25 protein-coding genes and 1 tRNA gene are annotated in these 21,046 nt (G+C 59.6%); 7 read left to right on the top strand and 19 right to left on the bottom strand.

Annotation, left to right across the window (positions count from 1 at the left end):
• Positions 1-271: 271 nt before the first annotated feature.
• Positions 272-1,438, top strand: coding sequence for a tyrosine-type recombinase/integrase (locus tag DM374_RS16515; protein ID WP_110970819.1), 1,167 nt, complete (start codon positions 272-274; stop codon positions 1,436-1,438).
• An 80-nt stretch (positions 1,439-1,518) separates the two neighbouring features.
• On the opposite strand, the gene DM374_RS16510 is transcribed toward DM374_RS16515, so the two are convergent.
• From DM374_RS16510 to thrS, 9 genes are all read right to left on the bottom strand, one after another.
• Positions 1,519-1,595: transfer RNA gene (locus tag DM374_RS16510), tRNA-Pro, on the bottom strand.
• Between the two features lie 101 nt (positions 1,596-1,696).
• Positions 1,697-2,053, bottom strand: a complete 357-nt coding sequence (locus tag DM374_RS16505) for a MerR family transcriptional regulator (protein WP_043213594.1) — start codon at positions 2,051-2,053, stop codon at positions 1,697-1,699.
• Positions 2,034-2,336 (bottom strand): integration host factor subunit alpha, encoded by a 303-nt coding sequence (ihfA, locus tag DM374_RS16500; RefSeq protein WP_009394049.1) that lies wholly within the window; start codon positions 2,334-2,336, stop codon positions 2,034-2,036. The genes DM374_RS16505 and ihfA overlap by 20 nt, the downstream gene beginning before the upstream one ends.
• Before the next feature lie 3 nt (positions 2,337-2,339).
• Positions 2,340-4,715: a phenylalanine--tRNA ligase subunit beta gene (pheT, locus tag DM374_RS16495; RefSeq protein WP_110970818.1), complete on the bottom strand. Its 2,376-nt coding sequence runs from the start codon at positions 4,713-4,715 to the stop codon at positions 2,340-2,342.
• 36 nt (positions 4,716-4,751) lie between these two features.
• Positions 4,752-5,768 carry a phenylalanine--tRNA ligase subunit alpha gene (pheS, locus tag DM374_RS16490; protein ID WP_110970817.1) on the bottom strand — a complete coding sequence of 339 codons (1,017 nt, stop codon included), beginning with the start codon at positions 5,766-5,768 and terminating at the stop codon, positions 4,752-4,754.
• Positions 5,769-5,875: 107 nt separating this feature from the next.
• Positions 5,876-6,232, bottom strand: coding sequence for a 50S ribosomal protein L20 (gene rplT, locus DM374_RS16485; RefSeq protein WP_095159233.1), 357 nt, complete (start codon positions 6,230-6,232; stop codon positions 5,876-5,878).
• A gap of 28 nt (positions 6,233-6,260) precedes the next feature.
• A complete protein-coding gene (rpmI, locus tag DM374_RS16480) occupies positions 6,261-6,455 on the bottom strand; it encodes a 50S ribosomal protein L35 (RefSeq protein WP_009394045.1) in 195 nt (64 codons plus the stop codon).
• A 60-nt stretch (positions 6,456-6,515) separates the two neighbouring features.
• Positions 6,516-7,067, bottom strand: a complete 552-nt coding sequence (gene infC, locus DM374_RS16475; protein ID WP_175651949.1) for a translation initiation factor IF-3 — start codon at positions 7,065-7,067, stop codon at positions 6,516-6,518.
• Entirely contained in the window at positions 7,067-8,989 is a 1,923-nt protein-coding gene (gene thrS, locus DM374_RS16470) for a threonine--tRNA ligase (RefSeq protein ID WP_110970816.1), read from the bottom strand. Before thrS ends, infC begins: the two co-directional genes overlap by 1 nt.
• A 357-nt stretch (positions 8,990-9,346) precedes the next feature.
• On the opposite strand from thrS, the gene DM374_RS16465 reads away from it, so the two are divergent.
• The gene (locus DM374_RS16465; RefSeq protein WP_110970815.1) at positions 9,347-9,670 is read left to right on the top strand and encodes a hypothetical protein; all 324 of its coding nucleotides are present in this window, start codon (positions 9,347-9,349) and stop codon (positions 9,668-9,670) included.
• A gap of 153 nt (positions 9,671-9,823) precedes the next feature.
• Entirely contained in the window at positions 9,824-10,036 is a 213-nt protein-coding gene (locus DM374_RS16460) for a cold-shock protein (RefSeq protein ID WP_003179963.1), read from the top strand.
• A 62-nt stretch (positions 10,037-10,098) separates the two neighbouring features.
• Here the strand turns inward: DM374_RS16460 and DM374_RS16455 are convergent, their stop codons facing one another.
• Together DM374_RS16455 and DM374_RS16450 are read right to left on the bottom strand one after the other, a co-directional pair.
• Positions 10,099-10,419, bottom strand: a complete 321-nt coding sequence (locus tag DM374_RS16455) for an I78 family peptidase inhibitor (RefSeq protein ID WP_110970814.1) — start codon at positions 10,417-10,419, stop codon at positions 10,099-10,101.
• Positions 10,420-10,557: 138 nt separating this feature from the next.
• Positions 10,558-10,860: a hypothetical protein gene (locus DM374_RS16450; RefSeq protein ID WP_110970813.1), complete on the bottom strand. Its 303-nt coding sequence runs from the start codon at positions 10,858-10,860 to the stop codon at positions 10,558-10,560.
• A gap of 175 nt (positions 10,861-11,035) precedes the next feature.
• On the opposite strand from DM374_RS16450, the gene DM374_RS16445 reads away from it, so the two are divergent.
• The gene (locus tag DM374_RS16445; protein WP_110970924.1) at positions 11,036-11,236 is read left to right on the top strand and encodes a hypothetical protein; all 201 of its coding nucleotides are present in this window, start codon (positions 11,036-11,038) and stop codon (positions 11,234-11,236) included.
• 6 nt (positions 11,237-11,242) lie between these two features.
• On the opposite strand, the gene rbsK is transcribed toward DM374_RS16445, so the two are convergent.
• Together rbsK and DM374_RS16435 are read right to left on the bottom strand one after the other, a co-directional pair.
• Positions 11,243-12,154: a ribokinase gene (gene rbsK / locus DM374_RS16440; RefSeq protein WP_110970812.1), complete on the bottom strand. Its 912-nt coding sequence runs from the start codon at positions 12,152-12,154 to the stop codon at positions 11,243-11,245.
• 9 nt (positions 12,155-12,163) lie between these two features.
• The gene (locus DM374_RS16435) at positions 12,164-13,180 is read right to left on the bottom strand and encodes a LacI family DNA-binding transcriptional regulator (RefSeq protein ID WP_110970811.1); all 1,017 of its coding nucleotides are present in this window, start codon (positions 13,178-13,180) and stop codon (positions 12,164-12,166) included.
• Positions 13,181-13,626: 446 nt separating this feature from the next.
• Here DM374_RS16435 and DM374_RS16430 point away from each other — a divergent pair, with 446 nt between their 5' ends.
• Both DM374_RS16430 and DM374_RS16425 read left to right on the top strand, forming a co-directional pair.
• A complete protein-coding gene (locus DM374_RS16430) occupies positions 13,627-13,851 on the top strand; it encodes a DUF1654 domain-containing protein (RefSeq protein WP_095159224.1) in 225 nt (74 codons plus the stop codon).
• Positions 13,852-13,856: 5 nt separating this feature from the next.
• A complete protein-coding gene (locus DM374_RS16425; protein ID WP_110970810.1) occupies positions 13,857-14,546 on the top strand; it encodes an endonuclease in 690 nt (229 codons plus the stop codon).
• Positions 14,547-14,549: 3 nt separating this feature from the next.
• On the opposite strand, the gene DM374_RS16420 is transcribed toward DM374_RS16425, so the two are convergent.
• The 6 genes from DM374_RS16420 to DM374_RS16395 form a co-directional block, all read right to left on the bottom strand.
• Entirely contained in the window at positions 14,550-14,975 is a 426-nt protein-coding gene (locus DM374_RS16420; protein WP_110970809.1) for a GTP pyrophosphokinase, read from the bottom strand.
• Positions 14,976-15,077: 102 nt separating this feature from the next.
• Positions 15,078-15,647 carry an SPOR domain-containing protein gene (locus tag DM374_RS16415; RefSeq protein WP_110970808.1) on the bottom strand — a complete coding sequence of 190 codons (570 nt, stop codon included), beginning with the start codon at positions 15,645-15,647 and terminating at the stop codon, positions 15,078-15,080.
• A gap of 58 nt (positions 15,648-15,705) precedes the next feature.
• Positions 15,706-17,955, bottom strand: a complete 2,250-nt coding sequence (locus DM374_RS16410) for an Orn/Lys/Arg family decarboxylase (RefSeq protein WP_110970807.1) — start codon at positions 17,953-17,955, stop codon at positions 15,706-15,708.
• Between the two features lie 87 nt (positions 17,956-18,042).
• Positions 18,043-18,783, bottom strand: a complete 741-nt coding sequence (gene dnaQ / locus DM374_RS16405) for a DNA polymerase III subunit epsilon (protein ID WP_263854288.1) — start codon at positions 18,781-18,783, stop codon at positions 18,043-18,045.
• 91 nt (positions 18,784-18,874) lie between these two features.
• Positions 18,875-19,321 carry a ribonuclease HI gene (gene rnhA / locus DM374_RS16400; protein WP_110970805.1) on the bottom strand — a complete coding sequence of 149 codons (447 nt, stop codon included), beginning with the start codon at positions 19,319-19,321 and terminating at the stop codon, positions 18,875-18,877.
• Between the two features lie 8 nt (positions 19,322-19,329).
• The gene (locus DM374_RS16395) at positions 19,330-20,112 is read right to left on the bottom strand and encodes a class I SAM-dependent methyltransferase (protein WP_110970804.1); all 783 of its coding nucleotides are present in this window, start codon (positions 20,110-20,112) and stop codon (positions 19,330-19,332) included.
• Positions 20,113-20,191: 79 nt separating this feature from the next.
• Between DM374_RS16395 and gloB the strand changes: the two genes are divergently transcribed.
• Positions 20,192-20,971: a hydroxyacylglutathione hydrolase gene (gene gloB / locus DM374_RS16390; RefSeq protein ID WP_110970803.1), complete on the top strand. Its 780-nt coding sequence runs from the start codon at positions 20,192-20,194 to the stop codon at positions 20,969-20,971.
• Positions 20,972-21,046: the final 75 nt, after the last annotated feature.

The following is a 21,046-nucleotide window of genomic DNA, read 5'->3' as shown; positions in this document are numbered from 1 at the left end:
GAGACCATCACATGGAAACCGCCAGCGCTCCACAGCCGCGCATCCTTCGCGCAGGCGCAGCCCCGGCCTACCTTGGAATGAGCCGGGCCGAGTTCAACAAGACGGTCAGGCCTCATGTTAGCGAATTCCCTGTCGGCGAGCGCGGCATCGGCTTTGACCGGCAGGAACTTGACGCCTGGATCAGCAGCTACATCCAAGCCACAGCGATTGCGAAACCAGGTGCTCAAGGGACAGAATCGGCCCGCAGCGAGCGCCAAGCAGGAGAATACACATGGCGCGAAAGACCATCACGGGCCTCTCACAGAGGAACGGAATCTGGCACATCGACAAGAAGGTCAACGGTGAGCGACTTTACGAAAGCACTGGAAGCCGCGAAAGGGAGGAAGCGGAAAGGTACCTGATCTTCAGGCTGGAGCAGTTGCGGCAGCAGAAGGTCTATGGCGTGCGCAGGGTCAGAACGTGGCGGGAGGCCGCGACGAAGTACCTGGTGGACTTCGCAGATCAGCCTTCGATCTGGCTGACGGCGACCCACCTGAAGCTGCTGGACCCGTACATCGGTGACCTTCCTGTGGGGCATATCGATGACGGGACGTTGGCGCAGTACATCAGGGATCGAAAGAGCGCAGGCAAGACAAAGGCCGGTGTATCGAACAGGACCATCAACATCGGCCTGCAGCGCGTCGTCAGGATCCTGAATCTTTGCGCAAGGAAGTGGCGGGATGCCGAGCAACGACCATGGCTGGACAACGTGCCGATGATCACGATGCTCGAAGAGAAGCGCTCTGCACGCAAGCCATACCCGATGTCATGGGAAGAGCAAGCGGTTCTGTTCGGCGAACTGCCAAACCACCTGCACAAGATGGCGCTGTTCAAAGTGAACACCGGCTGCCGGGAGCAGGAAGTTTGCAAGCTGAGGTGGGATTGGGAGATTTACGTCCCGGAGATCGACGCAAGCGTCTTCTTGATCCCCGCTGACTTCGGGGGTCGAACGGAAAACTCGGGCGTGAAGAATGGCGACGAGCGCCTGGTGGTGATGAATAGCGTGGCTCGCTCGGTGATAAACCAGCAGCGCGGGATCAGCAAGGAATGGGTTTTCCCGTATCACGCAGATACGCCGCTCCACCGGATGAACGATTCGGCCTGGAAGAAAGCCAGGGCGCGGGCTGCCAAGGCTTGGCAGGAAAAGAAGCTGCACCCAGCACACGAGGGCTTTGCTTCATTCAGGGTGCACGACTTGAAGCACACATTCGGCAGGAGGCTGAAGGCAGCAGGGGTGACCGAGGAAGACCGCAAGGCATTGCTGGGCCACAAGAACGGAAGCATCACCAGCCATTACTCGGGCGCCGAGATAGGGCAATTGATCGAGGCAGCAAACAGGGTGTCCGCTACAGATTCGCGCGGGCCGGTTCTCACGATGTTGAGCAGGAGAAAGGCATGAAATCAGGAGAAGTCACGCAAAAGTCACGCACATGAAAAAGGCCAATGCTGTGAACATTGGCCTCATCCATTGGAGTTTGTTGGTCGGGACGGAGTGATTCGAACACTCGACCCCTAGCACCCCATGCTAGTGCGCTACCGGGCTGCGCTACGCCCCGACGATGCTCTCGATACTGCTGAGAACGATGAAGAATCTACCTTAAGCTTTTGAATTTTGGAAGGATTATTTTTCACAATACCTTCCGCATTCAACTGAGGCTTACTTCTTCAGAACCACCAATACATCTTCCAACTCGGCAATCATCTGCCGGATCAGTTGTTTGTACTGGGTGGTGTCGTCCTTGGCCTCATCACTGGACAGCCGCAAGCGCGCACCGCCGATGGTGAAACCCTGGTCGTACAGCAAGGCGCGGATCTGACGGATCATCAGCACATCCTGGCGCTGATAATAGCGACGGTTTCCACGCCGCTTGACCGGGTTGAGCTGAGGAAACTCCTGCTCCCAGTAACGCAGCACGTGCGGTTTTACCGCACAAAGCTCACTCACTTCACCAATGGTGAAGTAGCGTTTTCCCGGGATAGGCGGGAGTTCGTCGTTATGGCTTGGTTCCAGCATAAGCCTCAACCCGGGCCTTCAGTTTCTGCCCTGGACGAAAGGTGACGACGCGACGTGCAGTGATCGGGATTTCTTCACCCGTTTTCGGGTTGCGTCCCGGACGCTGGCGCTTGTCGCGCAGGTCGAAATTGCCGAAACCGGACAATTTGACCTGCTCGTTGTCTTCAAGAGCGTGCCTGATTTCCTCAAAGAACAGCTCGACCAATTCCTTGGCCTCTCGCTTGTTCAGGCCCAGCTCCTCGTACAGCCGTTCTGCCATCTCAGCTTTCGTCAGAGCACCCATCCGCTATTTCCTTAACGTGGTGTTCAACCTTTGTTCGAGCGAGGTGAGGATATTCTGGGTAGTGGCATTCACCTCATCGTCGTTAAGAGTGCGCGATGGATGCTGCCAGGTCAAGCCGACGGCCAGGCTTTTTCTATCAGGATCAATACCTTTACCCTGATAGACATCAAACAGCCTGAGGTCCGTGAGCCACTCACCCGCGTTATCACGGATAACTTCCAGGACGGCATTCGACGCCACATCACGACCAGCCACCAAGGCCAGGTCACGACGCACTTCCGGGAACTTGGACAGTTCGTGGAATTTCGGCAGTCGCCCTTCCACTACTTCATCCAGCACCAGCTCGAAGACGTAGACAGTACGGTCCAGGCCGAGAGTCTTGACCAGTTCAGGATGCAGCGCACCCAGATAACCCACTTCATGACCGTTGCGCTCGATACGTGCGGTCTGGCCAGGATGCAGCGCCGGGTGCTTGCCGGCAACGAAGGTGAAGTCACCCAGCGAGCCCGACGAGCTCAGCAGCGCTTCCACATCCGCTTTCACGTCGAAGAAGTCGATGCCGTCGCGACCATTTGCCCAGCCTTCCGGCAGGCGGCTGCCACACACCACACCTGCCAGCATCGGCTGCTGTTGCAGACCGTCGAGCTGACCAACGAAACGCAGACCGCTCTCGAACAGACGCACGCGATCCTGCTGGCGGTTCAGGTTGTGTTGCAACGCCTTGACCAGACCCGGCCACAGGGAAGCACGCATGGCCGCCATGTCGTTGGAGATCGGGTTGGCCAGCAGCAGCGGTTCGACGCCTGGGCTGAACAGTTCGAACAGTTTCGGATCGATGAAGCTGTAGGTGATCGCTTCTTGATAGCCACGGGCAACCAACAGACGGCGCAAGATCGGCAGCTCGCTGCGGGACTCCGCGCGAGCCTGCGGAGCAAGACGCGCTTGCGGGTAACGAACCGGCAGGCGGTTGTAACCGTACAGGCGACCCAGCTCTTCGATCAGGTCGACTTCCAGGCTGATATCAAAGCGGTGACTTGGCACTTCGACCTGCCACTGCCCTTCACCGGCGGTGGTTTTCAGGCCCAGCGCGTTGAGCAGTTGCTCAACTTCAGCATCAGGCATTTCCATGCCCAGCATCTGGGTCACACGCTCGGCACGCAGAGTGATCGGCGCAACCTGCGGCAGGTGCTGCTCGCTCAGTGTCTCGATGACCGGGCCGGCTTCACCACCGACGATCTCAAGCAGCAGACCAGTCGCACGCTCCATGGCTTCGCGAGCCAGTTGCGAGTCAACGCCGCGCTCGTAACGGTGCGAGGCATCGGTGTGCAGGCCGTAGGAACGGGCTTTGCCAGCGACCGAAATCGGCTCGAAGAAAGCACTTTCCAGGAAAATGTCCCGCGTTGTAGCGGACACACCGCTGTGCTCGCCACCCATCACACCCGCGATGGCCAGGGCACGGCTGTGGTCTGCGATGACCAGGGTGTCGGCACGCAGGGTGACTTCCTGACCATCCAGCAGAACCAGCTTCTCGCCCTCTTCAGCCATGCGCACGCGAATGCCGCCGTTGATTTCGGCGAGATCGAAGGCGTGCAGTGGCTGACCCAGCTCGAGCATCACATAGTTGGTGATGTCGACAGCAGCGTCGATGCTGCGAACGTCGGCGCGACGCAGGCGTTCAACCATCCACAGCGGGGTAGGACGTGAAAGGTCGACGTTGCGGATCACTCGCCCCAGGTAACGTGGGCAAGCGGCTGGCGCCAGCACGTCGACCGGACGGACTTCATCATGGACCGCAGCCACGACAGGAACGACCGGACGGGTGACCGGAGCGGCGTACAGGGCGCCAACTTCACGCGCCAGACCCGCCAGGGAAAGACAATCGCCGCGGTTCGGGGTCAAGTCGACCTCGATGCTGGCGTCATCCAGGTCCAGGTATTCACGAATGTCCTGACCAACCGGAGCATCAGCCGCCAGTTCCAGCAGACCGTCATTGTCGTCGCTGATCTGCAGTTCGGAGGCCGAGCACAGCATGCCGTTGGACTCCACGCCGCGCAGCTTGGCCTTCTTGATCTTGAAGTCGCCCGGCAGTTCGGCACCGATCATGGCGAACGGGATTTTCAGGCCTGGGCGTACGTTTGGCGCACCGCACACGACCTGGAAGGTTTCACTGCCGTTGCTCACCTGGCAAACGCGCAGCTTGTCGGCATCCGGATGCTGCTCGGTACTCAGCACCTCGCCCACCACGATACCGCTGAATTGGCCAGCGGCCGGAGTCACGCTGTCGACCTCAAGTCCGGCCATCGACAGGCGAGCTACCAGCTCGTCACGGGAAACCTGCGGGTTGACCCAACCGCGCAGCCATTTTTCACTGAATTTCATCCTGCTCTCCTGAAAGATTCGTTACGGGTGCGCGACCTAGCGAAATTGCGCAAGGAACCGCAAGTCGTTGTCGAAGAACAGGCGCAAATCGTTGACGCCGTAACGCAGCATGGCCAGGCGCTCGGCGCCCATGCCGAAGGCGAAGCCCGAGAACTCTTCGGGGTCGATGCCAGACATGCGCAGCACGTTCGGGTGAACCATGCCGCAACCCATGACTTCCAGCCAGCCCGTCTGCTTGCAGACGCGGCAGCCTTTGCCACTGCACATCACGCACTGGATATCGACTTCAGCCGAAGGCTCGGTGAAGGGGAAGAACGAAGGACGGAAACGTACCGCCAGTTCTTTTTCGAAGAACACCCGCAGGAACTCTTCGATGGTGCCTTTGAGATCGGCGAAATTGATGTCGCGATCGACCAGCAGGCCTTCGACCTGGTGGAACATCGGCGAGTGGGTCAGGTCCGAGTCGCAACGATAGACGCGGCCCGGGCAGACGATACGAATAGGTGGCTGCGAGGACTCCATGGTCCGCACCTGCACCGGCGAGGTGTGGGTCCGCAGCAGCATGTTCGCATTGAAATAGAAGGTGTCATGCATTGCCCGCGCCGGGTGGTGGCCGGGAATGTTGAGCGCTTCGAAGTTGTGATAGTCGTCTTCGACCTCAGGACCTTCGGCGATGCCGTAGCCGATATGGGTGAAGAACTGCTCGATACGCTCGAGGGTACGGGTGATCGGGTGCAAACCACCGGAGGTCTGGCCACGGCCCGGCAAGGTCACGTCAATGCACTCGGCAGCCAGGCGAGCACTGAGCTCGGCTTCTTCGAAGGCGGCCTTGCGCGCATTGAGCACTTCGGTAACGCGTTCCTTGGCATCGTTGATCAGGGCGCCGACTTTCGGACGCTCTTCAGCAGGCAGGTTGCCCAGGGTCTTCATCACCTGGGTCAGCTCGCCTTTCTTGCCAAGGAATTGAACCCGGATCTGCTCCAGGGCATTGATGTCTTCGGCGCGCTCCACAGCCTCCAGGGCTTGAGAGACCAGCGCATCCAGGTTTTCCATGTACAGACTCCAGATACGAAATAGGGGAAGAGCTTACAGGCTCTTCCCCTATTTATGACGTTTAACATTCGCCGCCGGATTCAGCGGCGAATGATTGTCGTGGGTACTTAAGCCAGAACGGCTTTAGCTTTCTCGACAATCGCAGCAAACGCCGCTTTTTCGTTCACTGCCAGATCAGCCAGAACCTTACGGTCGATCTCGATGGACGCCTTTTTCAGACCGGCGATCAGACGGCTGTAGGACAGACCGTTGATACGAGCACCAGCGTTGATACGGGCGATCCACAGAGCGCGGAACTGACGTTTTTTCTGACGACGGTCGCGGTAGGCGTACTGGCCTGCCTTGATGACCGCTTGCTTGGCAACACGGAATACGCGCGAGCGTGCACCGTAGTAACCTTTAGCCAGTTTCAGAATTTTCTTGTGACGCTTACGAGCGATGACGCCACGCTTTACACGAGCCATGAGTAACTTCCTCTATCTTTGACCGAAATTAACGTACGCGCAGCATGCGCTCGACTTTTGCAACGTCCGACGGGTGCAGCAAGCTGCTACCACGCAGTTGACGTTTACGCTTGGTCGACATTTTGGTCAGGATGTGGCTCTTGAAAGCGTGCTTGTGCTTGAAGCCGGAAGCAGTTTTCAGGAAACGCTTCGCGGCACCGCTTTTGGTTTTCATTTTTGGCATGTTCGGATACTCCGCATTCAGTGGATAAACATAACCGCAAGGCCTGCCGTGCCCTGGTGGTTATTTCTTTTTCTTGGGGGCGATGACCATCATAAGTTGGCGTCCTTCCATCTTCGGATGCTGCTCAACGGTACCGTATTCGGCAAGGTCAACCTCGACCCGCTTCAACAGTTCCATGCCCAGCTCCTGGTGAGCCATCTCACGACCACGAAATCTCAAGGAAATCTTGGCCTTGTCCCCATCACTAAGGAAACGTACCAGGTTGCGTAGTTTTACCTGGTAATCCCCTTCTTCCGTCCCTGGACGAAACTTGATTTCTTTAATCTGGATCTGCTTCTGGTTTTTCTTGGCCTCGTTGGCTTGCTTCTTCTTCTCGAAGAGGTGCTTGCCGTAGTCCATGACCTTGCAGACGGGCGGTACCGCGTCTGCAGAAATTTCTACCAGATCCAGCTTCGCTTCTTCAGCGATACGAAGCGCTTCATCAATCGAGACGATGCCAATCTGCTCGCCGTCAGCACCAATTAACCGAACCTCGCGTGCCGAGATATTCTCGTTGATCGGGGCCTTCGGTGCAGTTCGTTTATCCTGTCTCATTTCACGCTTAATAGTAATTACTCCGAATCTTGGCGACCACGCCGGGAAACCGCTTGCGCAAGCAAGTCCGCGAACTGTGCGACGGGCATCGAGCCCAGGTCAGCACCTTCACGGGTACGCACAGCGACAGTTTGCGTTTCGACTTCCCGATCTCCGATAACCAAGAGATAGGGAACCTTGAGCAAGGTATGCTCGCGGATTTTAAAGCCGATCTTCTCATTTCTCAAGTCAGACTTGGCACGGAATCCGCTTTCAGTGAGGGTTTTTTCCACTTTTTGAGCGAATTCGGCCTGCTTGTCGGTGATGTTCATGATCACCGCCTGGGTTGGCGCGAGCCAAGCCGGGAACGCACCTTCATAGTGCTCGATGAGAATACCGACGAAGCGCTCGAACGAACCGAGAATGGCGCGGTGCAACATGACTGGATGTTTGCGACCGTTGTCTTCGGAAACGTACTCCGCGCCCAGACGGATCGGCAGGTTGAAGTCCAGTTGCAGCGTACCGCACTGCCAGACACGACCCAGGCAATCCTTGAGCGAAAACTCGATCTTCGGACCGTAGAAAGCACCTTCACCCGGCTGCAGATCAAACGGCAGACCGGCGTTGTCCAGCGCGGCGGCCAGCGCAGCCTCGGCACGATCCCACAGCTCGTCGGAGCCAACACGTTTTTCCGGACGAGTGGACAGCTTGAGCTGGATATCCTGGAAGCCGAAGTCGGAATAGACATCCATCGTCAGCTTGATGAATGCGGCCGACTCGGTCTGCATCTGCTCTTCGGTGCAGAAAATATGCGCGTCATCCTGGGTAAAGCCACGCACACGCATGATGCCATGCAGTGCACCCGAGGGCTCGTTTCGGTGGCAAGCACCGAATTCGGCCAGGCGCAGCGGCAGCTCACGGTAGCTTTTCAGACCCTGGTTGAAGACCTGCACGTGGCACGGGCAGTTCATCGGCTTGACCGCGTAATCGCGGTTTTCCGACTGGGTGGTGAACATATTGTCGGCGTAGTTGGCCCAGTGACCGGACTTTTCCCACAGACTGCGATCAACCACTTGCGGCGTCTTGATCTCCAGGTAGCCGTTTTCACGCTGGATCTGGCGCATGTACTGCTCCAGAACCTGGTACAGGGTCCAGCCGTTCGGGTGCCAGAACACCATGCCCGGCGCTTCTTCCTGGAGATGGAACAAGCCGAGACGCTTGCCGATCTTGCGGTGATCGCGCTTTTCGGCTTCTTCAATACGCTGGATGTACGCCGCCAGCTGCTTTTTGTCCGCCCAGGCAGTGCCATAGACGCGCTGCAGCTGCTCGTTCTTCGCATCACCGCGCCAGTAGGCACCGGACAGCTTGGTCAGCTTGAACGACTTGAGGAAACGGGTATTCGGCACGTGCGGACCACGGCACATGTCGACGTATTCTTCGTGGTAGTACAGGCCCATGGCCTGTTCATTCGGCATGTCCTCGACCAGACGCAGCTTGTAGTCTTCGCCGCGGGCCTTGAACACCTCGATCACCTCGGCGCGCGGGGTGACCTTCTTGATGACGTCGTAGTCGGTGTCGATCAACTGCTGCATACGCTGTTCGATCGCCGCCATATCCTCAGGCGTGAAAGGACGCTCGTAGGCAATGTCGTAATAGAAGCCTTCGTCGATGACCGGACCGATCACCATTTTTGCCGTCGGGTACAACTGCTTTACCGCATGGCCGACCAGGTGAGCGCACGAGTGGCGAATGATTTCCAGCCCCTCTTCGTCCTTGGGCGTAATGATTTGCAGACGGGCATCGTGTTCGATCAGGTCGCACGCGTCGACCAGCTTGCCGTCGACCTTGCCGGCCACGGTGGCCTTGGCCAGACCGGCACCAATGGATGCGGCGACCTCAGCGACGGTAACCGCCTTGTCGAACGTACGTTGACTGCCATCGGGAAGAGTAATTACGGGCATGGCGCCTCCTCTCCTAGTGGTGACCCCTACCAAAGGTCACGTGGGTTGGGATGAGCCAGTACGCGATTCGCCCCTGTCTTTCCTGACGGAAAGCCTGCCTCACAGTGGCAGAAGTCGGATGCCTGCCAGGGGAACGAACCAGAGTGACTGGAACAGAAATAAATGCGGGGCAAGCGTTTAGCTATCCCGCGCCCGGCATGCTAGCACAAGCATCAGTGCAGACGGCGGGCTGGACAGCCAACAAGCGGAAATATTTGGAAAAAGGCCTCTGGAGTGAACTCCTGCGGATTTTTTCCGCTCAGAGTGACTGAAGCGACCTACTCTTCATGAGACCCGATTACCAAGGAGTGCCTGGTTATGCGATTTCAGACTCTTCTGGCCCTGGCTGCCGCCGGAGCCATGATGCTGCCTGTGGGGGCCAATGCCGGTTCGTGGCCCGCTGGCAAGAAAGGCGAGTACATGGACCAATGCGTACGAGCTGCCCAAGAGCAGGAAGTTGCCCCAGGGCAGAAACTCAGCGTCACGCAAGCCGATCAGCACTGCAAATGTGGCGCAAATGCCATCGAGAAGAACTTTACCACCGAGGAAATCCAGCAACTGGACAGCAAGACTGGCGTGGACGCTCAATTGGTCAGCCGCGCCCAAAACGCCGTGAAAACGGCATGCGCGCCGAAGCAATGAGACCGATTCTTTCAAATATTTGCGCCAGATCAGCATTAGCTAACGCTAAAAGTCACCACACGCCCAGAATTAGACTATGATGTCGGGGTGCACCCTGTGGCTCTCGGCGACACCGCACTACTGAAAAAAATCAAGATTCCTGGAGATACACCCATGTCCAATCGCCAAACCGGCACTGTCAAATGGTTCAACGATGAAAAAGGCTTCGGCTTCATCACTCCACAAGGTGGCGGCGACGACTTGTTCGTACACTTCAAGGCCATCGAAAGCGACGGCTTCAAGTCGCTGAAAGAAGGTCAGACCGTATCCTTCGTAGCCGAAAAAGGCCAGAAGGGCATGCAGGCTGCACAGGTTCGTCCAGAGTAATAACTCTGCCGAATTGAAAAACCCGTCGCTTGCGACGGGTTTTTTGTGTTCGCAATTCGGGATCAGCCGCAATTGACGCGAGCAATCACGCCTTTTTCATCAGCATGAAGGTTCAACCGCTCGGAGCGGTACTCGAGCGTCACGGCATCGTCCGGCTTGAGCACGCGGGCCAACTGCGCGCCGCTCGCCTTGCGCGCCTGCTCCAGCAGCTCGGCAGAAGCCGGCTTGCCCACGGCGAATGCTGCGCCACTGGCCTCACAACGACCGTCCAGATTAGGTGCAGCAGCAACTTCAGGCGCTTTCGACGCAGTGCCACCACTGCTGCAACCGACCAGAATGACGGCAGCCAGCAGGCTCACCAATGATGCACGCATGGGGAACATGAATCCTCCTTAGGGATACGGGAATGCTGCCAGATCCGACAGCACTTGATGCCAGTTGTTGCAAAGCGGGTCAGTCTGCCTGACTCGTTCTTGAAGGGGAAATGCCAATAGTGTCCGGATTTTGCGCCACGACGGCTCTCAGTACAGGTCGATGTAGTCGCTTGCGGGCTTAGGCCAGTTGTCCTGCAGCGCCTTGAATACCTGCCGAACCCAACGCTCATCCTCCGCAGCCACACTCCCTACGCAACCCGATCCGGCGGACCAGGTTTCCAGGCGAAACAGCAGACCATCAAGTTGCGCACCACCCACCACGCTGGATAGCCAGGCATGCCCCGCACGATCGACCCGCAGTTGGTTGTGAATCGCGCCGTTGCCAGTGGCGATCAATTGGCGCACCTGCTCCAGAGTGAACTGGTTCGGATCGTTCAGGTCGATCTGCATAGTGTTTTCCTGCCAGCGAAAATACCGTTAGTTTGCCACGCCGCCATCGTTATGCCTAAGTCGCAGAGCCGCGCGCGAGCGGACATGATTAACTTAAGGCTTGCGACGATGCATTGCAGAAACGCTAGTGGCCCAGCGTTTCACCCTCCACAGTACGGGCCGTTCCGAGAACTCCATGACCAGCCACAGCATCGATGCCGACATCAAGGTGAAATGGCCCGAAGGCCAAAGCGCCTATAGCCCGGGCACAGCGGAAGAATTGACCCTCATTGCACTCGACCTGCTGGTCAAGGAAATGGGCAGCGACGCCGCCCGCGGGTTTGTCGATCAGGTATTCGAACGCTATCGGCATGACCCCGCTACCGGGCACCCGTAATCCAGGTTACATATTCCCGACCTCAGCCAGCGAGGGAATCGACGGCTGCGCGCCGGGACGAGTGACGGAAATCGCTGCGGCCCGCTGACCGAAGACTATCGCCTCGCGCTCGCCCCGCCCCTGCACCAATGCCGCGGCAAAACTACCAACGAAGGTGTCTCCCGCCGCGGTGGTATCCACCGGCGCCACGACCGGGGCGGGAAAATGCTCACTGCCCTCCCCGTTGACGAGCAGCGCACCCTGCGCCCCAAGAGTGACGATGACCTTGCCCGCACCGAGCGCGAGAAGCTGATCAGCCGCCGCGTGTGCCGACGGCAGGTCGTCCACCGGCAAGCCGGTCAACGCCGACGCCTCGCTTTCATTCGGAATCAGGTAGTCGATATTGGCGAACCACTCCACCGGCAAGGGGCCTTTGACCGGCGCCGGATTTAGAATCACCGTCTTCCCCAATGCACGCCCGCTCGCCAGAACATGCGCAACCGTCTGTGGCGGGACCTCCATCTGGCAAACAATCACCTCAGCGCCGCGCAATAAAGCCTCGAAACGCTGGACCGACGCCGGCAGCAGCCGGCCATTGCCGCCAGCGACAACGACAATGGTGTTCTGGCTGGCCGCATCCACCATGATCAGGGCAACACCACTGGACACACCGGCCGCCACCTCCACCGCCTGGCAGTCAATGCCCTCAGCCAGCAACGCACCACGCAACTGCTGGCCATAAGCATCGTCGCCAACACAACCGATCATCGCCACCGACGCACCCAGCCGCGCCGCCGCTACGGCCTGATTGGCGCCCTTGCCACCAGGCACCGTCTCGAACGACTCCCCCGCCAGCGTCTCGCCCGCTCGCGGCAGGCGCTCAGCACGCGTGACCAGATCCATATTGAGACTTCCGACCACTACTACCTTCGCGTGCATGACAAGCCCTCAACCACTGAACAAGTCCGGACTCGGCCCGGTCGACTCGCGCAGAACGATTTTCGGCGCAATGATGCGCTGCTCCAATGCCGCAGAACCCGACCCGACAATGCGCCGCAGCAGTAACGCCGCAGCCATTTCCCCCAGCTCGCGAATGGACTGCCCGACAGTGGTCAGTGCCGGATACACGTACGGACACATCTGGATATCGTCGAATCCAATCACCGACAGCTCACCAGGGACACTGATGCTGCGCTCCGCGGCTGCTCGCAACACACCTATACCCATCAAGTCGTTAGCGGCGAAAATGGCAGTAGGCCGGTCCCGACCCAGCAATTGCGCCGCGGCCTCATACCCGCCAAGACTGGTGAAGTCACCATCCAGTACCCGTCCGTCACGCAGCCCTACGCCCGCCTCCCGCAGGGCTCGACGAAAACCCGCAAGACGCAATTTTGCGACGCTGGTATTGGCCGGGCCGTTGATGCAGGCAATATCCACATGCCCCAGATCAAGCAGGTGGCGGGTCGCCAGATAAGCGCCCTGCTCATGATCGACTCGTACCAGGTCTGCATCCACGCCGTCCAGCGCGCGGTCAACGATCACCATCGGCGTGCGCACGGAGGCCAGACTGTCGAGCAGGTCACGCTCCTCGCCCACTGATGCGACGACCAGGCCGTCGACGCGTTTTTCCAGCAACACACGCAGGTAGCTGCGCTGCTTTTGCGGGTTGTCGTCGGAATTACAGAGGATCACGCAGTAACCGTTACGCTCGCAGGCGTCCTCGATGCCTCGGGCAAGCTCGGCAAAATACGGGTTGACGCTATTGGGCACCAACAGCCCGATGGTGGCCGTGCTCCGGGCCTTGAGTGAGCGCGCCACAGCACTGGGCACGTAATCGAGCTCGGCGATCGCCGCTTCGACCTTTAGTCGCACAGGCTCGCTGACCGGTCGGGTCTTGTTCAGCACGTGGGACACAGTGGTGTAGGAAATGCCGGCCAGCGCCGCTACATCTTTAATGGTTGCCATGCTTTCAGTTCCGCCGGCCTGCACACCGGCTGCGATAAGTTGTGATTGTTATGAGATAGCAAACGTTTGCGATAGCCAACTATGCGAATGCAATGTGGCATTGTCAAATTCGCCGAAACGCGTGAGGCAGGCACGAGAGTTTCGGAATTGTCGCTCAACCAGGTCGGAAAACCGAACAATTTGTTACAAGCGTTCGGCTTTCCGACGCTGAAGCCGAATTCTACGCCCACTAATAAGTCACCCGAAGACCCGTTCCGCGGCGAACAGCCGACCTTTGAAAAGCCTCTTGAATTTATTTTCAGCACTGCGCAGCAAACATGGCGCGGCGCGGTCACATGCGCTCTTTAACTGACGATCTGTTGCGAAATGCCTTACAGTAAAATACTGTATGCGCATACAGCAAAAACAAGGGAAACACTTTCGTGGCCACCTCATCCTCAGCATCCATGTCTGTCAGCAGCTATGAGCAACTGGGCGTCCGGATCCAGAAAATCATCAACGCACCTACCGCGCAGCGCGCCAGGGCCGCACTGATCTTCCGCCTCGAACATGAATCGACCTCCGACTGGGAAACCCTGCTCGAAGAAATTGCCGAGAACGACAACGTTACCCTCGCCCACCGTGATGACGGCGGAGTGCAGTTGTTCTGGACTGTGCCGAAGGAAGACTGACCCGGATGAGATTCACTGTATTGGCAGCTACCTGCCTGTTGTTCAGCATCAACGCCCAAGCCGACGCACCACGCACCTTTACCGAAGCCAAGAAAGTCGCCTGGCGCCTGTATGCACCGCAGTCCACCGAGTTCTATTGCGGCTGCAAGTACACCGGCAACAAAGTCGACCTGGCCGGCTGCGGTTACGTACCGCGCAAGAACGCCAACCGGGCATCACGCATTGAATGGGAACATATCGTTCCGGCCTGGCAGATCGGCCATCAGCGCCAATGCTGGCAAGATGGCGGACGCAAGAACTGCTCACGCAACGACACGGTCTATCAACGCGCCGAGGCCGACCTGCACAACCTTGTACCGAGCATCGGCGAGGTGAATGGCGACCGCAGCAACTTCAGCTTCGGCTGGCTGCCGGAGCAAGCGGGGCAATATGGCTCATGCCTGACTCAGGTCGATTTCAAAGCGAAAAAGGTCATGCCGCGACCCTCAATTCGCGGAATGATCGCGCGCACTTATTTCTACATGAGCAAGCAGTACAACCTGCGCCTGTCCAAGCAGGACCGGCAGTTGTACGAAGCCTGGAACAAGACCTATCCCGCCCAGGCCTGGGAGCTTCAGCGCAACCAGCGCGTGGCCTGCGTGATGGGCCGCGGCAATGAGTTCGTCGGCCCGGTGAACCTCAAGGCCTGCGGCTGAAACTCAGTTCAGTGCCTGCAGGTAGGCGCTGGCCTGCTGGTACCGCTGCAAACGAGCGATGTCGGCGGGGCCAGGGATGGCAATCCGCGAGACATCGTTCTCATCGGCCAGGTCCGCCAGCTTCACCGTCCGCGCCAGCGGATCGGAGCCGACCCTGACGACGAAATCTTCATAACTTTCGTCGCTACGCTGGCTAAGGGCCTGGACCGCCGCAAGGATCTTCAGAGCGAACCCTTCGCGCGCCAGGTCTGACAGGGTCATGGGTGACTCCTGCAGGACTTCGTGCAGCACTGCGACAATCCGCTGTTCAGTGGTCGATACCCGCAGCATCACCCGCAATGGATGCAGGATGTATGCGGCGCCCCCTTTATCCCAATGCCCTTCATGGGCCCGGGCTGCAACCGTAATGGCTCGCTCCAGCGTGGACATGGCCCCCTCCTCACCGTTGCCGCATTCGTCGATGAAACCCCTCTTTCAGAGCATAGCCCGACAAACGCGCAAGTACCGGTCGCAGAGCGCCGCAATAGCGATTCAGCGAGGAGCGTCGTGCTGGATGACCACCGAATCGGTACCGAGGCGGGCCATGACATCGTTTTTGCTGGCTTCAGCCTCGCTCTTGTCTGCGAAAGGCCCCAGCAGCACCACCGGCTTGCCGTCGCGGTAGACCACCGAGGAAGGAATACCCTTCTCGATCAGGCGCGCGGTCATGTCGCTGAGCGCACCCATGTTCGGACCCTGAATTATCTCCACGTCCCAGCCTTGCGGAGCAGGCTCGGCGGCCAGCGCATCGGCGCGGCGCTGAAGGTCGGCACCACCGCAGACTTCACGTATGCGCAGGTCGTTGCCGCTTTCGTCAATGATGATGCGGTAGTCCGTGCCGTCCTTGATCGCCACATAACTGCGATACGGCAGGAAGGTACCGGTGTCGTCCTTGCCGCGGAACTGGCCACAGATATCGCCCTGCTTGTTGAAGCGCACGTTGGCGAACTTGGCCGTCTTGGGGTTCTGCAGATGCTCGGCGACCTGCTTGTGCACTCGCTCAGCATCGTTGTCACAACCGGCCAGGGCCAGCACCGCCATTACCATCGCCACTTTGCGCACGCGTCTACCTCCTGAATTCAAGCGGCGGATTCTAGCATCTGGCCGTTGCCAGGGTCCGCTACTCCTTGACGCAGTCCACGGTGTAGACGTGACCCTCCTCCTGTTGCTGCAACCCGTGCACATCCGCAACGAAACCGGGAAAACCGCTATCGAACGCCCGGGCAAAGGCCAGATAGTCGACGATCGAGCGGGTTTCTTCGGTGAAACGCTCGCCCGGCATGATCAGCGGAATTCCCGGCGGATAAGGCACCAGCATCACCGCAGCAATACGCCCTAACAATTGATCGATGGGCACCGCCTCGACGTCCCCGCGAACCAGCTTGTCGTAGGCGTCGGCGGGCTTCATCGCCACTTCCGGCAGACGGGTGTAGAGACGCTTGAGCTGCTTGGCGGTGGCATTGCTGCGGTAGCAGGCGTGCAGTTGATCGCAGAGGTCACGCAGGCCCATGCCACAGTAGCGCTGCGCATCCTGCGCAGCGACGCAGGGCAGGCTTTGCAGCAGGTCGGTGTTGGCGTCGTAGTTACGCTTGAACTCCAGCAGCTCAGTGAGCAGCGTGCTCCACTTACCTTTGGTGATACCCATGGAGAACAGCACCAGGAAGGAATACAACCCGGTTTTCTCCACCACCAACCCACGCTCCCAGAGAAACTTGCTGACCACCGCAGCGGGAATGCCGTGACGATCGAGGCTGCCGCCCGCATCCAGGCCAGGCATGACCAGCGTTACCTTGATCGGGTCGAGCAGCACATAGTCCTCACTGAGGTCGCCAAACCCATGCCACTGCGCCTGGGGTTCGAGCAACCAGTCCTCGGTGGCGATGCGGTGAATCCCCTCGACCCGCGGCGGCTGCCAGACACTGAACCACCAGTCCTGCGCATCAATGTGCTCACGCAGGTTGGCCAGGGCCCGGCGAAAACTTAGCGCCTCATCGAACATTTCCTGGAGCAGCGAACGACCCGCCGGCCCCTCCATCATTGCCGAGGACACATCCAGCGAGGCGAGAATGCTGTACTGCGGCGAGGTAGAGATATGCATCATGAACGCTTCGTTGAAGCGATCACGATCCAGTTGCCGGCTACCGCCGTTCTGCACATGGATCATCGACGCCTGGCTGAAAGCCGCCAGCAGCTTGTGGGTTGAGTGGGTGCTGAACACCAGCGGACTGTCGGCGCCGCGCGATGTGCCCATGGCGTAGCGCCCGGCAAAGAACTCATGGAAGGCCGCATAGGCGTACCAGGCCTCATCGAAGTGCAGCACCTCAACGCTATTGCCAAGCGTCTGCTTGATCAGTTCAGCGTTGTAACACAGGCCGTCATAGGTGGAGTTGGTCACCACCGCCATCTTCACCCGCGGCTCACGCCCACGGGCCAGCGGGTTGGCGAGGATCTTCGCGCGGATCGACTCGGCGCTGAACTCGCTGAGCGGAATCGGCCCGATGATGCCCAGTTCATTGCGCTCCGGGCACAAGTACAACGGAATGGCGCCGGTCATGATGATCGCGTGTAACACCGACTTGTGACAGTTGCGGTCCACCAGCACCAGATCGTCGCGACCGACCATGGAGTGCCAGACAATTTTGTTCGCGGTGGAGGTGCCGTTGATGACGAAGAAGGTATGGTCGGCGCCGAAATTGCGCGCCGCGCGGGCCTCCGCTTCCGCCAAGGGGCCGGTGTGATCCAGCAGGGAGCCCAGTTCCGGCACCGATACCGAAAGGTCCGAGCGCAGGGTATTTTCCCCAAAGAACTGATGAAACGCCTGCCCCACCGGACTCTTGCGGTAGGCCACACCGCCACCGTGCCCCGGGGTATGCCAGGAATAGTTGGACTGGGCAGTGTGCTGCACCAGCGCCTTGAAAAACGGCGGCAGCAAACCGTCCAGGTAATTGTGCGCAGCCCGTGCGACCTGGCGGGCGAGAAAGGGCACGGTGTCTTCGAACAGGTAGAGAATGCCGCGCAACTGGTTCAGTTCGCTCATGGCATCGGCCGGGGCATTTTCCAGGGTGACCTGCTCACCGAGGGCAAAGATCGGCAAATGCGGCGCACGTGAGCGGGCCAGGCGGATCAACTCGACCATGTTCTGCAGCAGATGGGTGTTTTCGCCAGCACCTTCGGCGGCGATCAGCATGCAAGCGAGGCCATGGTGGGTCGCGGCAACCAGCCGGCCTTCGGCGTAATCGGTGGCGCTGAGGATAGTGAAACCGTCTTGCGCGAGCTCTTGAGCGATGCCGCGCACGCGGTCGCCGGCCACGGTGTCGGCCTTGATGTCACGATGAACGATGAGAACGGGGAACTTGAGGTCCTTGTACATAGGCGGCGCTACCTTCTTCCTGCGACAGGCCCCCTGGGCCGTTCATCTCAGGGTAGAAGGTTGCCGCCATGGCGCGCGGGAAATACCTCAGTTGGCCTCGGCCAACTGCTGCCAGAGGGCGGGGCCGCCCGCTGATTTTGCGACGGCGCCAAGGCGCGCCACATGGCTTTCCAGCTCGCTGGTGCTGGCGCGGATGATGCGGCCTGATTGGCGGCTCGCCGGTAAACGACGAATCTCGCTGCCCTGGTCAGATCCGCCCTCGCCTTCACCATCGTGACCCGCCAGCGAAAGGCTGGTCTGGCCACCGGTCATGGTCAGGAAGACATCGGCGAGCAACTCGGAGTCGAGCAACGCGCCGTGCAGTTCACGACCCGAGTTGTCGACGCCGTAGCGCTTGCAGAGTGCGTCGAGACTGTTGCGCTGGCCCGGGTGGCGCCCACGCGCCATCACCAGGGTGTCGAGGATTTCGCAATGCTGGGAAATGTCGGCGCGGTCTTGCTGGCCGAGCAGGGCGAATTCGTTGTTGATGAAGCCAACGTCGAACGCCGCGTTGTGAATGATCAGCCGCGCGCCCTGGATGAACTCGAAGAATTCGTCGGCGACTTCAGCGAAGCGCGGCTTGTCCTTGAGGAATTCGTCGGTGATGCCGTGGACGCCGATGGCGCCCTCGTCGCTGTCACGGTCCGCCTGCAGATAAACGTGGAAGTGACGCCCGGTCAGCCTCCGGCCAACCAGTTCGACGCAGCCGATCTCGATGATCCGGTGACCGTCGGTGACCGGCATACCGGTGGTCTCGGTATCGAGGACGACCGACCTGTTGTTTTGCAAATCCACGTCGGTGATCTCCTGCCGTGTTGCTCAAAGCGGCGAATCTTACCCCACCTTCGCCGTCGCGTCCCGGATTCATCGGCGGCGCTTGTCAGCGAACGCCGCGCACCTCGTCAACGCCGCGGTTGGCCAACTGATCGGCACGTTCGTTGCCGTGGTGACCGATATGCCCGCGAACCCATTGCCAGGTGACCTTGTGCCGGTTGACCTGCTCATCGAGCAGTTGCCAGAGGTCGGCGTTCTTGACCGGCTCCTTGGCAGCGGTCTTCCAGCCGCGCTTCTTCCAGTTGGTCATCCACTCGGTGATGCCCTTCATGACGTACTGCGAGTCGGTCACCAGCAATACCTCGCATTCACGACGCAATGCCTCCAGGCCCTTGATCGCCGCCATCAATTCCATGCGGTTGTTGGTGGTCTCGCGCTCGCCACCCCAGAGCTCTTTCTCGACGCCCTTGCAAACCATCAGGACGCCCCAGCCACCAGGGCCAGGATTGCCCTTGCAGGCGCCATCGGTATAGATCTCGACGCTATCGCTCATGTACAGCCTTATTCATCGTTGAAGGTTCTGCCTTCGGGGTGGGGAGACTGGCGGTTGACCTTGGCCAGTGGCAACGGCAACAGCTTGCCCATCGGTTCGCGACGCGCCTGGCGCAGGGGCCGCAGGCCGACCACCATCTTGCGCGCCACCAGCAGATACACCCCGCCACCGGCACTCTGCCAGCGCCCGGCAAGGCGCTCCCACCCCGCCAACCGGGTTTGCCAGGCTGGCGAAGCAAGCGGCGGACGATAGCACCCGAAACGGCGTTTCTCCAGTGCGAAACCCAGCAGGTTAAGCCAGTCGCCAACCCGCGAAGGCGAGATGCAGCGCGCCTTGCGCAACGCATCATGGGCGAACACCCGACGCATGCCCCAACTGCTCCAGGGATTGATCCCGACGATCAGCAAGTGACCACCAGGACGCACGCTGCTCGCCGCTTCACGCAAGAGGCCGTGGGGAGAAAGACAGAAATCCAGCCCATGCTGCAACACGACAACATCGGCGGCATGCTCGCTGAGCGGCCAGGCCTGTTCCTCACAAACGATCTCCACACCCGGCAACGGCGCACCAAGGCGAACGTTACGTTGCACCTGCGGCGCGGTCGGAGGCGGCTCGGCACTGGGCCCGTAATGCACCAGGTAGCCACCGAAATAGCGCCCCAGCTCTTCCTCCAGCAGGCGTTGCTCCTCCTTGAGCATCAGTTGCCCCAGGGGCCCGGCGAACCAGTCACGGGCCAGGCTGATCAGTTCGAGCCACTCCGGATCGGCCTGGGCGAAGGCTTGATCGGTCATTGCAATCTCCCTGGAAGGTTCTCGACAGAGCACATAGCTACTAAGATGCACCCTTGTCCCACGTTTGGCGAATCGCTCGATGATACAGATAGAAGCCTTGCCCGCTTTCAGCGACAACTACATCTGGTTGTTGCAGGATCCCGCCAGTCGTCGCTGCGCGGTGGTCGACCCGGGCGACGCGGCACCCGTGCTCGCCTGGCTGGAAAGCCACCCGGACTGGCGCCTCGAGGACATCCTCATCACCCACCATCACCATGACCATGTCGGCGGTGTCGAAGTGCTGAAGGCCGCCACTGGCGCGCGGGTCTGCGGCCCGGCTCACGAGCACATTCCAGCTCGCGACCTGTCACTGGATGACAATGCCGAGGTCCAGGTGCTGGGCGTGGAGTTCCAGGTATTCGCGGTACCGGGCCACACCCTCGGGCACATTGCTTATTTCACCGAGTCCACGCCAACACCCCTTCTGTTCAGCGGCGACACGCTATTCGCCGCCGGCTGCGGCCGGATGTTCGAAGGCACGCCGGTGCAAATGCACGGCTCGCTGCAACGGCTGGCGGCGCTGCCTGAGGCCACGCAGGTGTTCTGCGCCCATGAATACACCTTGAGCAACTTGCGCTTCGCTCGCGCCGTCGAGCCGGAGAATCCGCATGTTGCCCAGCGATTCGAGGAAGTTACCCGCTTGCGTGCGGAAAATCGCATCACGTTGCCATCAACCATCGCGCTGGAAAGGCTCACCAACCCCTTTTTACGCACGGGGGAAACATCCGTTAAAGAAAAAGCAGACGAACGGACAGGGGCTATAAACCCTACGCCAAGTGCTGTTTTTGCTGGCTTGCGGGCCTGGAAGGATACGTTCTAAGGATTGCCGCTTGATGACCGTACAGTTCTGAAAGGTTGACCGAGTGTGGGGCGCTTTCTAGAATCGCCCGACATT

The organism is Pseudomonas huaxiensis (genome assembly GCF_003231275.1).
Lineage (GTDB): Bacteria > Pseudomonadota > Gammaproteobacteria > Pseudomonadales > Pseudomonadaceae > Aquipseudomonas > Aquipseudomonas huaxiensis.
The sequence above is the reverse complement of the archived record's forward strand: the minus strand, read 5'-3'. Positions and strand labels throughout refer to the sequence as shown.

Bases quoted from the DNA above. Each gene is read 5' to 3' on its own strand.
- DM374_RS16515 (WP_110970819.1), top strand. From the start codon at position 272: ATGGCGCGAAAGACCATCACGGGCCTCTCACAGAGGAACGGAATCTGG.
- DM374_RS16505 (WP_043213594.1), bottom strand. From the start codon at position 2,053: ATGCTGGAACCAAGCCATAACGACGAACTCCCGCCTATCCCGGGAAAA.
- ihfA (WP_009394049.1), bottom strand. From the start codon at position 2,336: ATGGGTGCTCTGACGAAAGCTGAGATGGCAGAACGGCTGTACGAGGAG.
- pheT (WP_110970818.1), bottom strand. From the start codon at position 4,715: ATGAAATTCAGTGAAAAATGGCTGCGCGGTTGGGTCAACCCGCAGGTT.
- pheS (WP_110970817.1), bottom strand. From the start codon at position 5,768: ATGGAAAACCTGGATGCGCTGGTCTCTCAAGCCCTGGAGGCTGTGGAG.
- rplT (WP_095159233.1), bottom strand. From the start codon at position 6,232: ATGGCTCGTGTAAAGCGTGGCGTCATCGCTCGTAAGCGTCACAAGAAA.
- rpmI (WP_009394045.1), bottom strand. From the start codon at position 6,455: ATGCCAAAAATGAAAACCAAAAGCGGTGCCGCGAAGCGTTTCCTGAAA.
- thrS (WP_110970816.1), bottom strand. From the start codon at position 8,989: ATGCCCGTAATTACTCTTCCCGATGGCAGTCAACGTACGTTCGACAAG.
- DM374_RS16465 (WP_110970815.1), top strand. From the start codon at position 9,347: ATGCGATTTCAGACTCTTCTGGCCCTGGCTGCCGCCGGAGCCATGATG.
- DM374_RS16460 (WP_003179963.1), top strand. From the start codon at position 9,824: ATGTCCAATCGCCAAACCGGCACTGTCAAATGGTTCAACGATGAAAAA.
- DM374_RS16455 (WP_110970814.1), bottom strand. From the start codon at position 10,419: ATGTTCCCCATGCGTGCATCATTGGTGAGCCTGCTGGCTGCCGTCATT.
- DM374_RS16450 (WP_110970813.1), bottom strand. From the start codon at position 10,860: ATGCAGATCGACCTGAACGATCCGAACCAGTTCACTCTGGAGCAGGTG.
- DM374_RS16445 (WP_110970924.1), top strand. From the start codon at position 11,036: ATGACCAGCCACAGCATCGATGCCGACATCAAGGTGAAATGGCCCGAA.
- rbsK (WP_110970812.1), bottom strand. From the start codon at position 12,154: ATGCACGCGAAGGTAGTAGTGGTCGGAAGTCTCAATATGGATCTGGTC.
- DM374_RS16435 (WP_110970811.1), bottom strand. From the start codon at position 13,180: ATGGCAACCATTAAAGATGTAGCGGCGCTGGCCGGCATTTCCTACACC.
- DM374_RS16430 (WP_095159224.1), top strand. From the start codon at position 13,627: ATGTCTGTCAGCAGCTATGAGCAACTGGGCGTCCGGATCCAGAAAATC.
- DM374_RS16425 (WP_110970810.1), top strand. From the start codon at position 13,857: ATGAGATTCACTGTATTGGCAGCTACCTGCCTGTTGTTCAGCATCAAC.
- DM374_RS16420 (WP_110970809.1), bottom strand. From the start codon at position 14,975: ATGTCCACGCTGGAGCGAGCCATTACGGTTGCAGCCCGGGCCCATGAA.
- DM374_RS16410 (WP_110970807.1), bottom strand. From the start codon at position 17,955: ATGTACAAGGACCTCAAGTTCCCCGTTCTCATCGTTCATCGTGACATC.
- rnhA (WP_110970805.1), bottom strand. From the start codon at position 19,321: ATGAGCGATAGCGTCGAGATCTATACCGATGGCGCCTGCAAGGGCAAT.
- DM374_RS16395 (WP_110970804.1), bottom strand. From the start codon at position 20,112: ATGACCGATCAAGCCTTCGCCCAGGCCGATCCGGAGTGGCTCGAACTG.
- gloB (WP_110970803.1), top strand. From the start codon at position 20,192: ATGATACAGATAGAAGCCTTGCCCGCTTTCAGCGACAACTACATCTGG.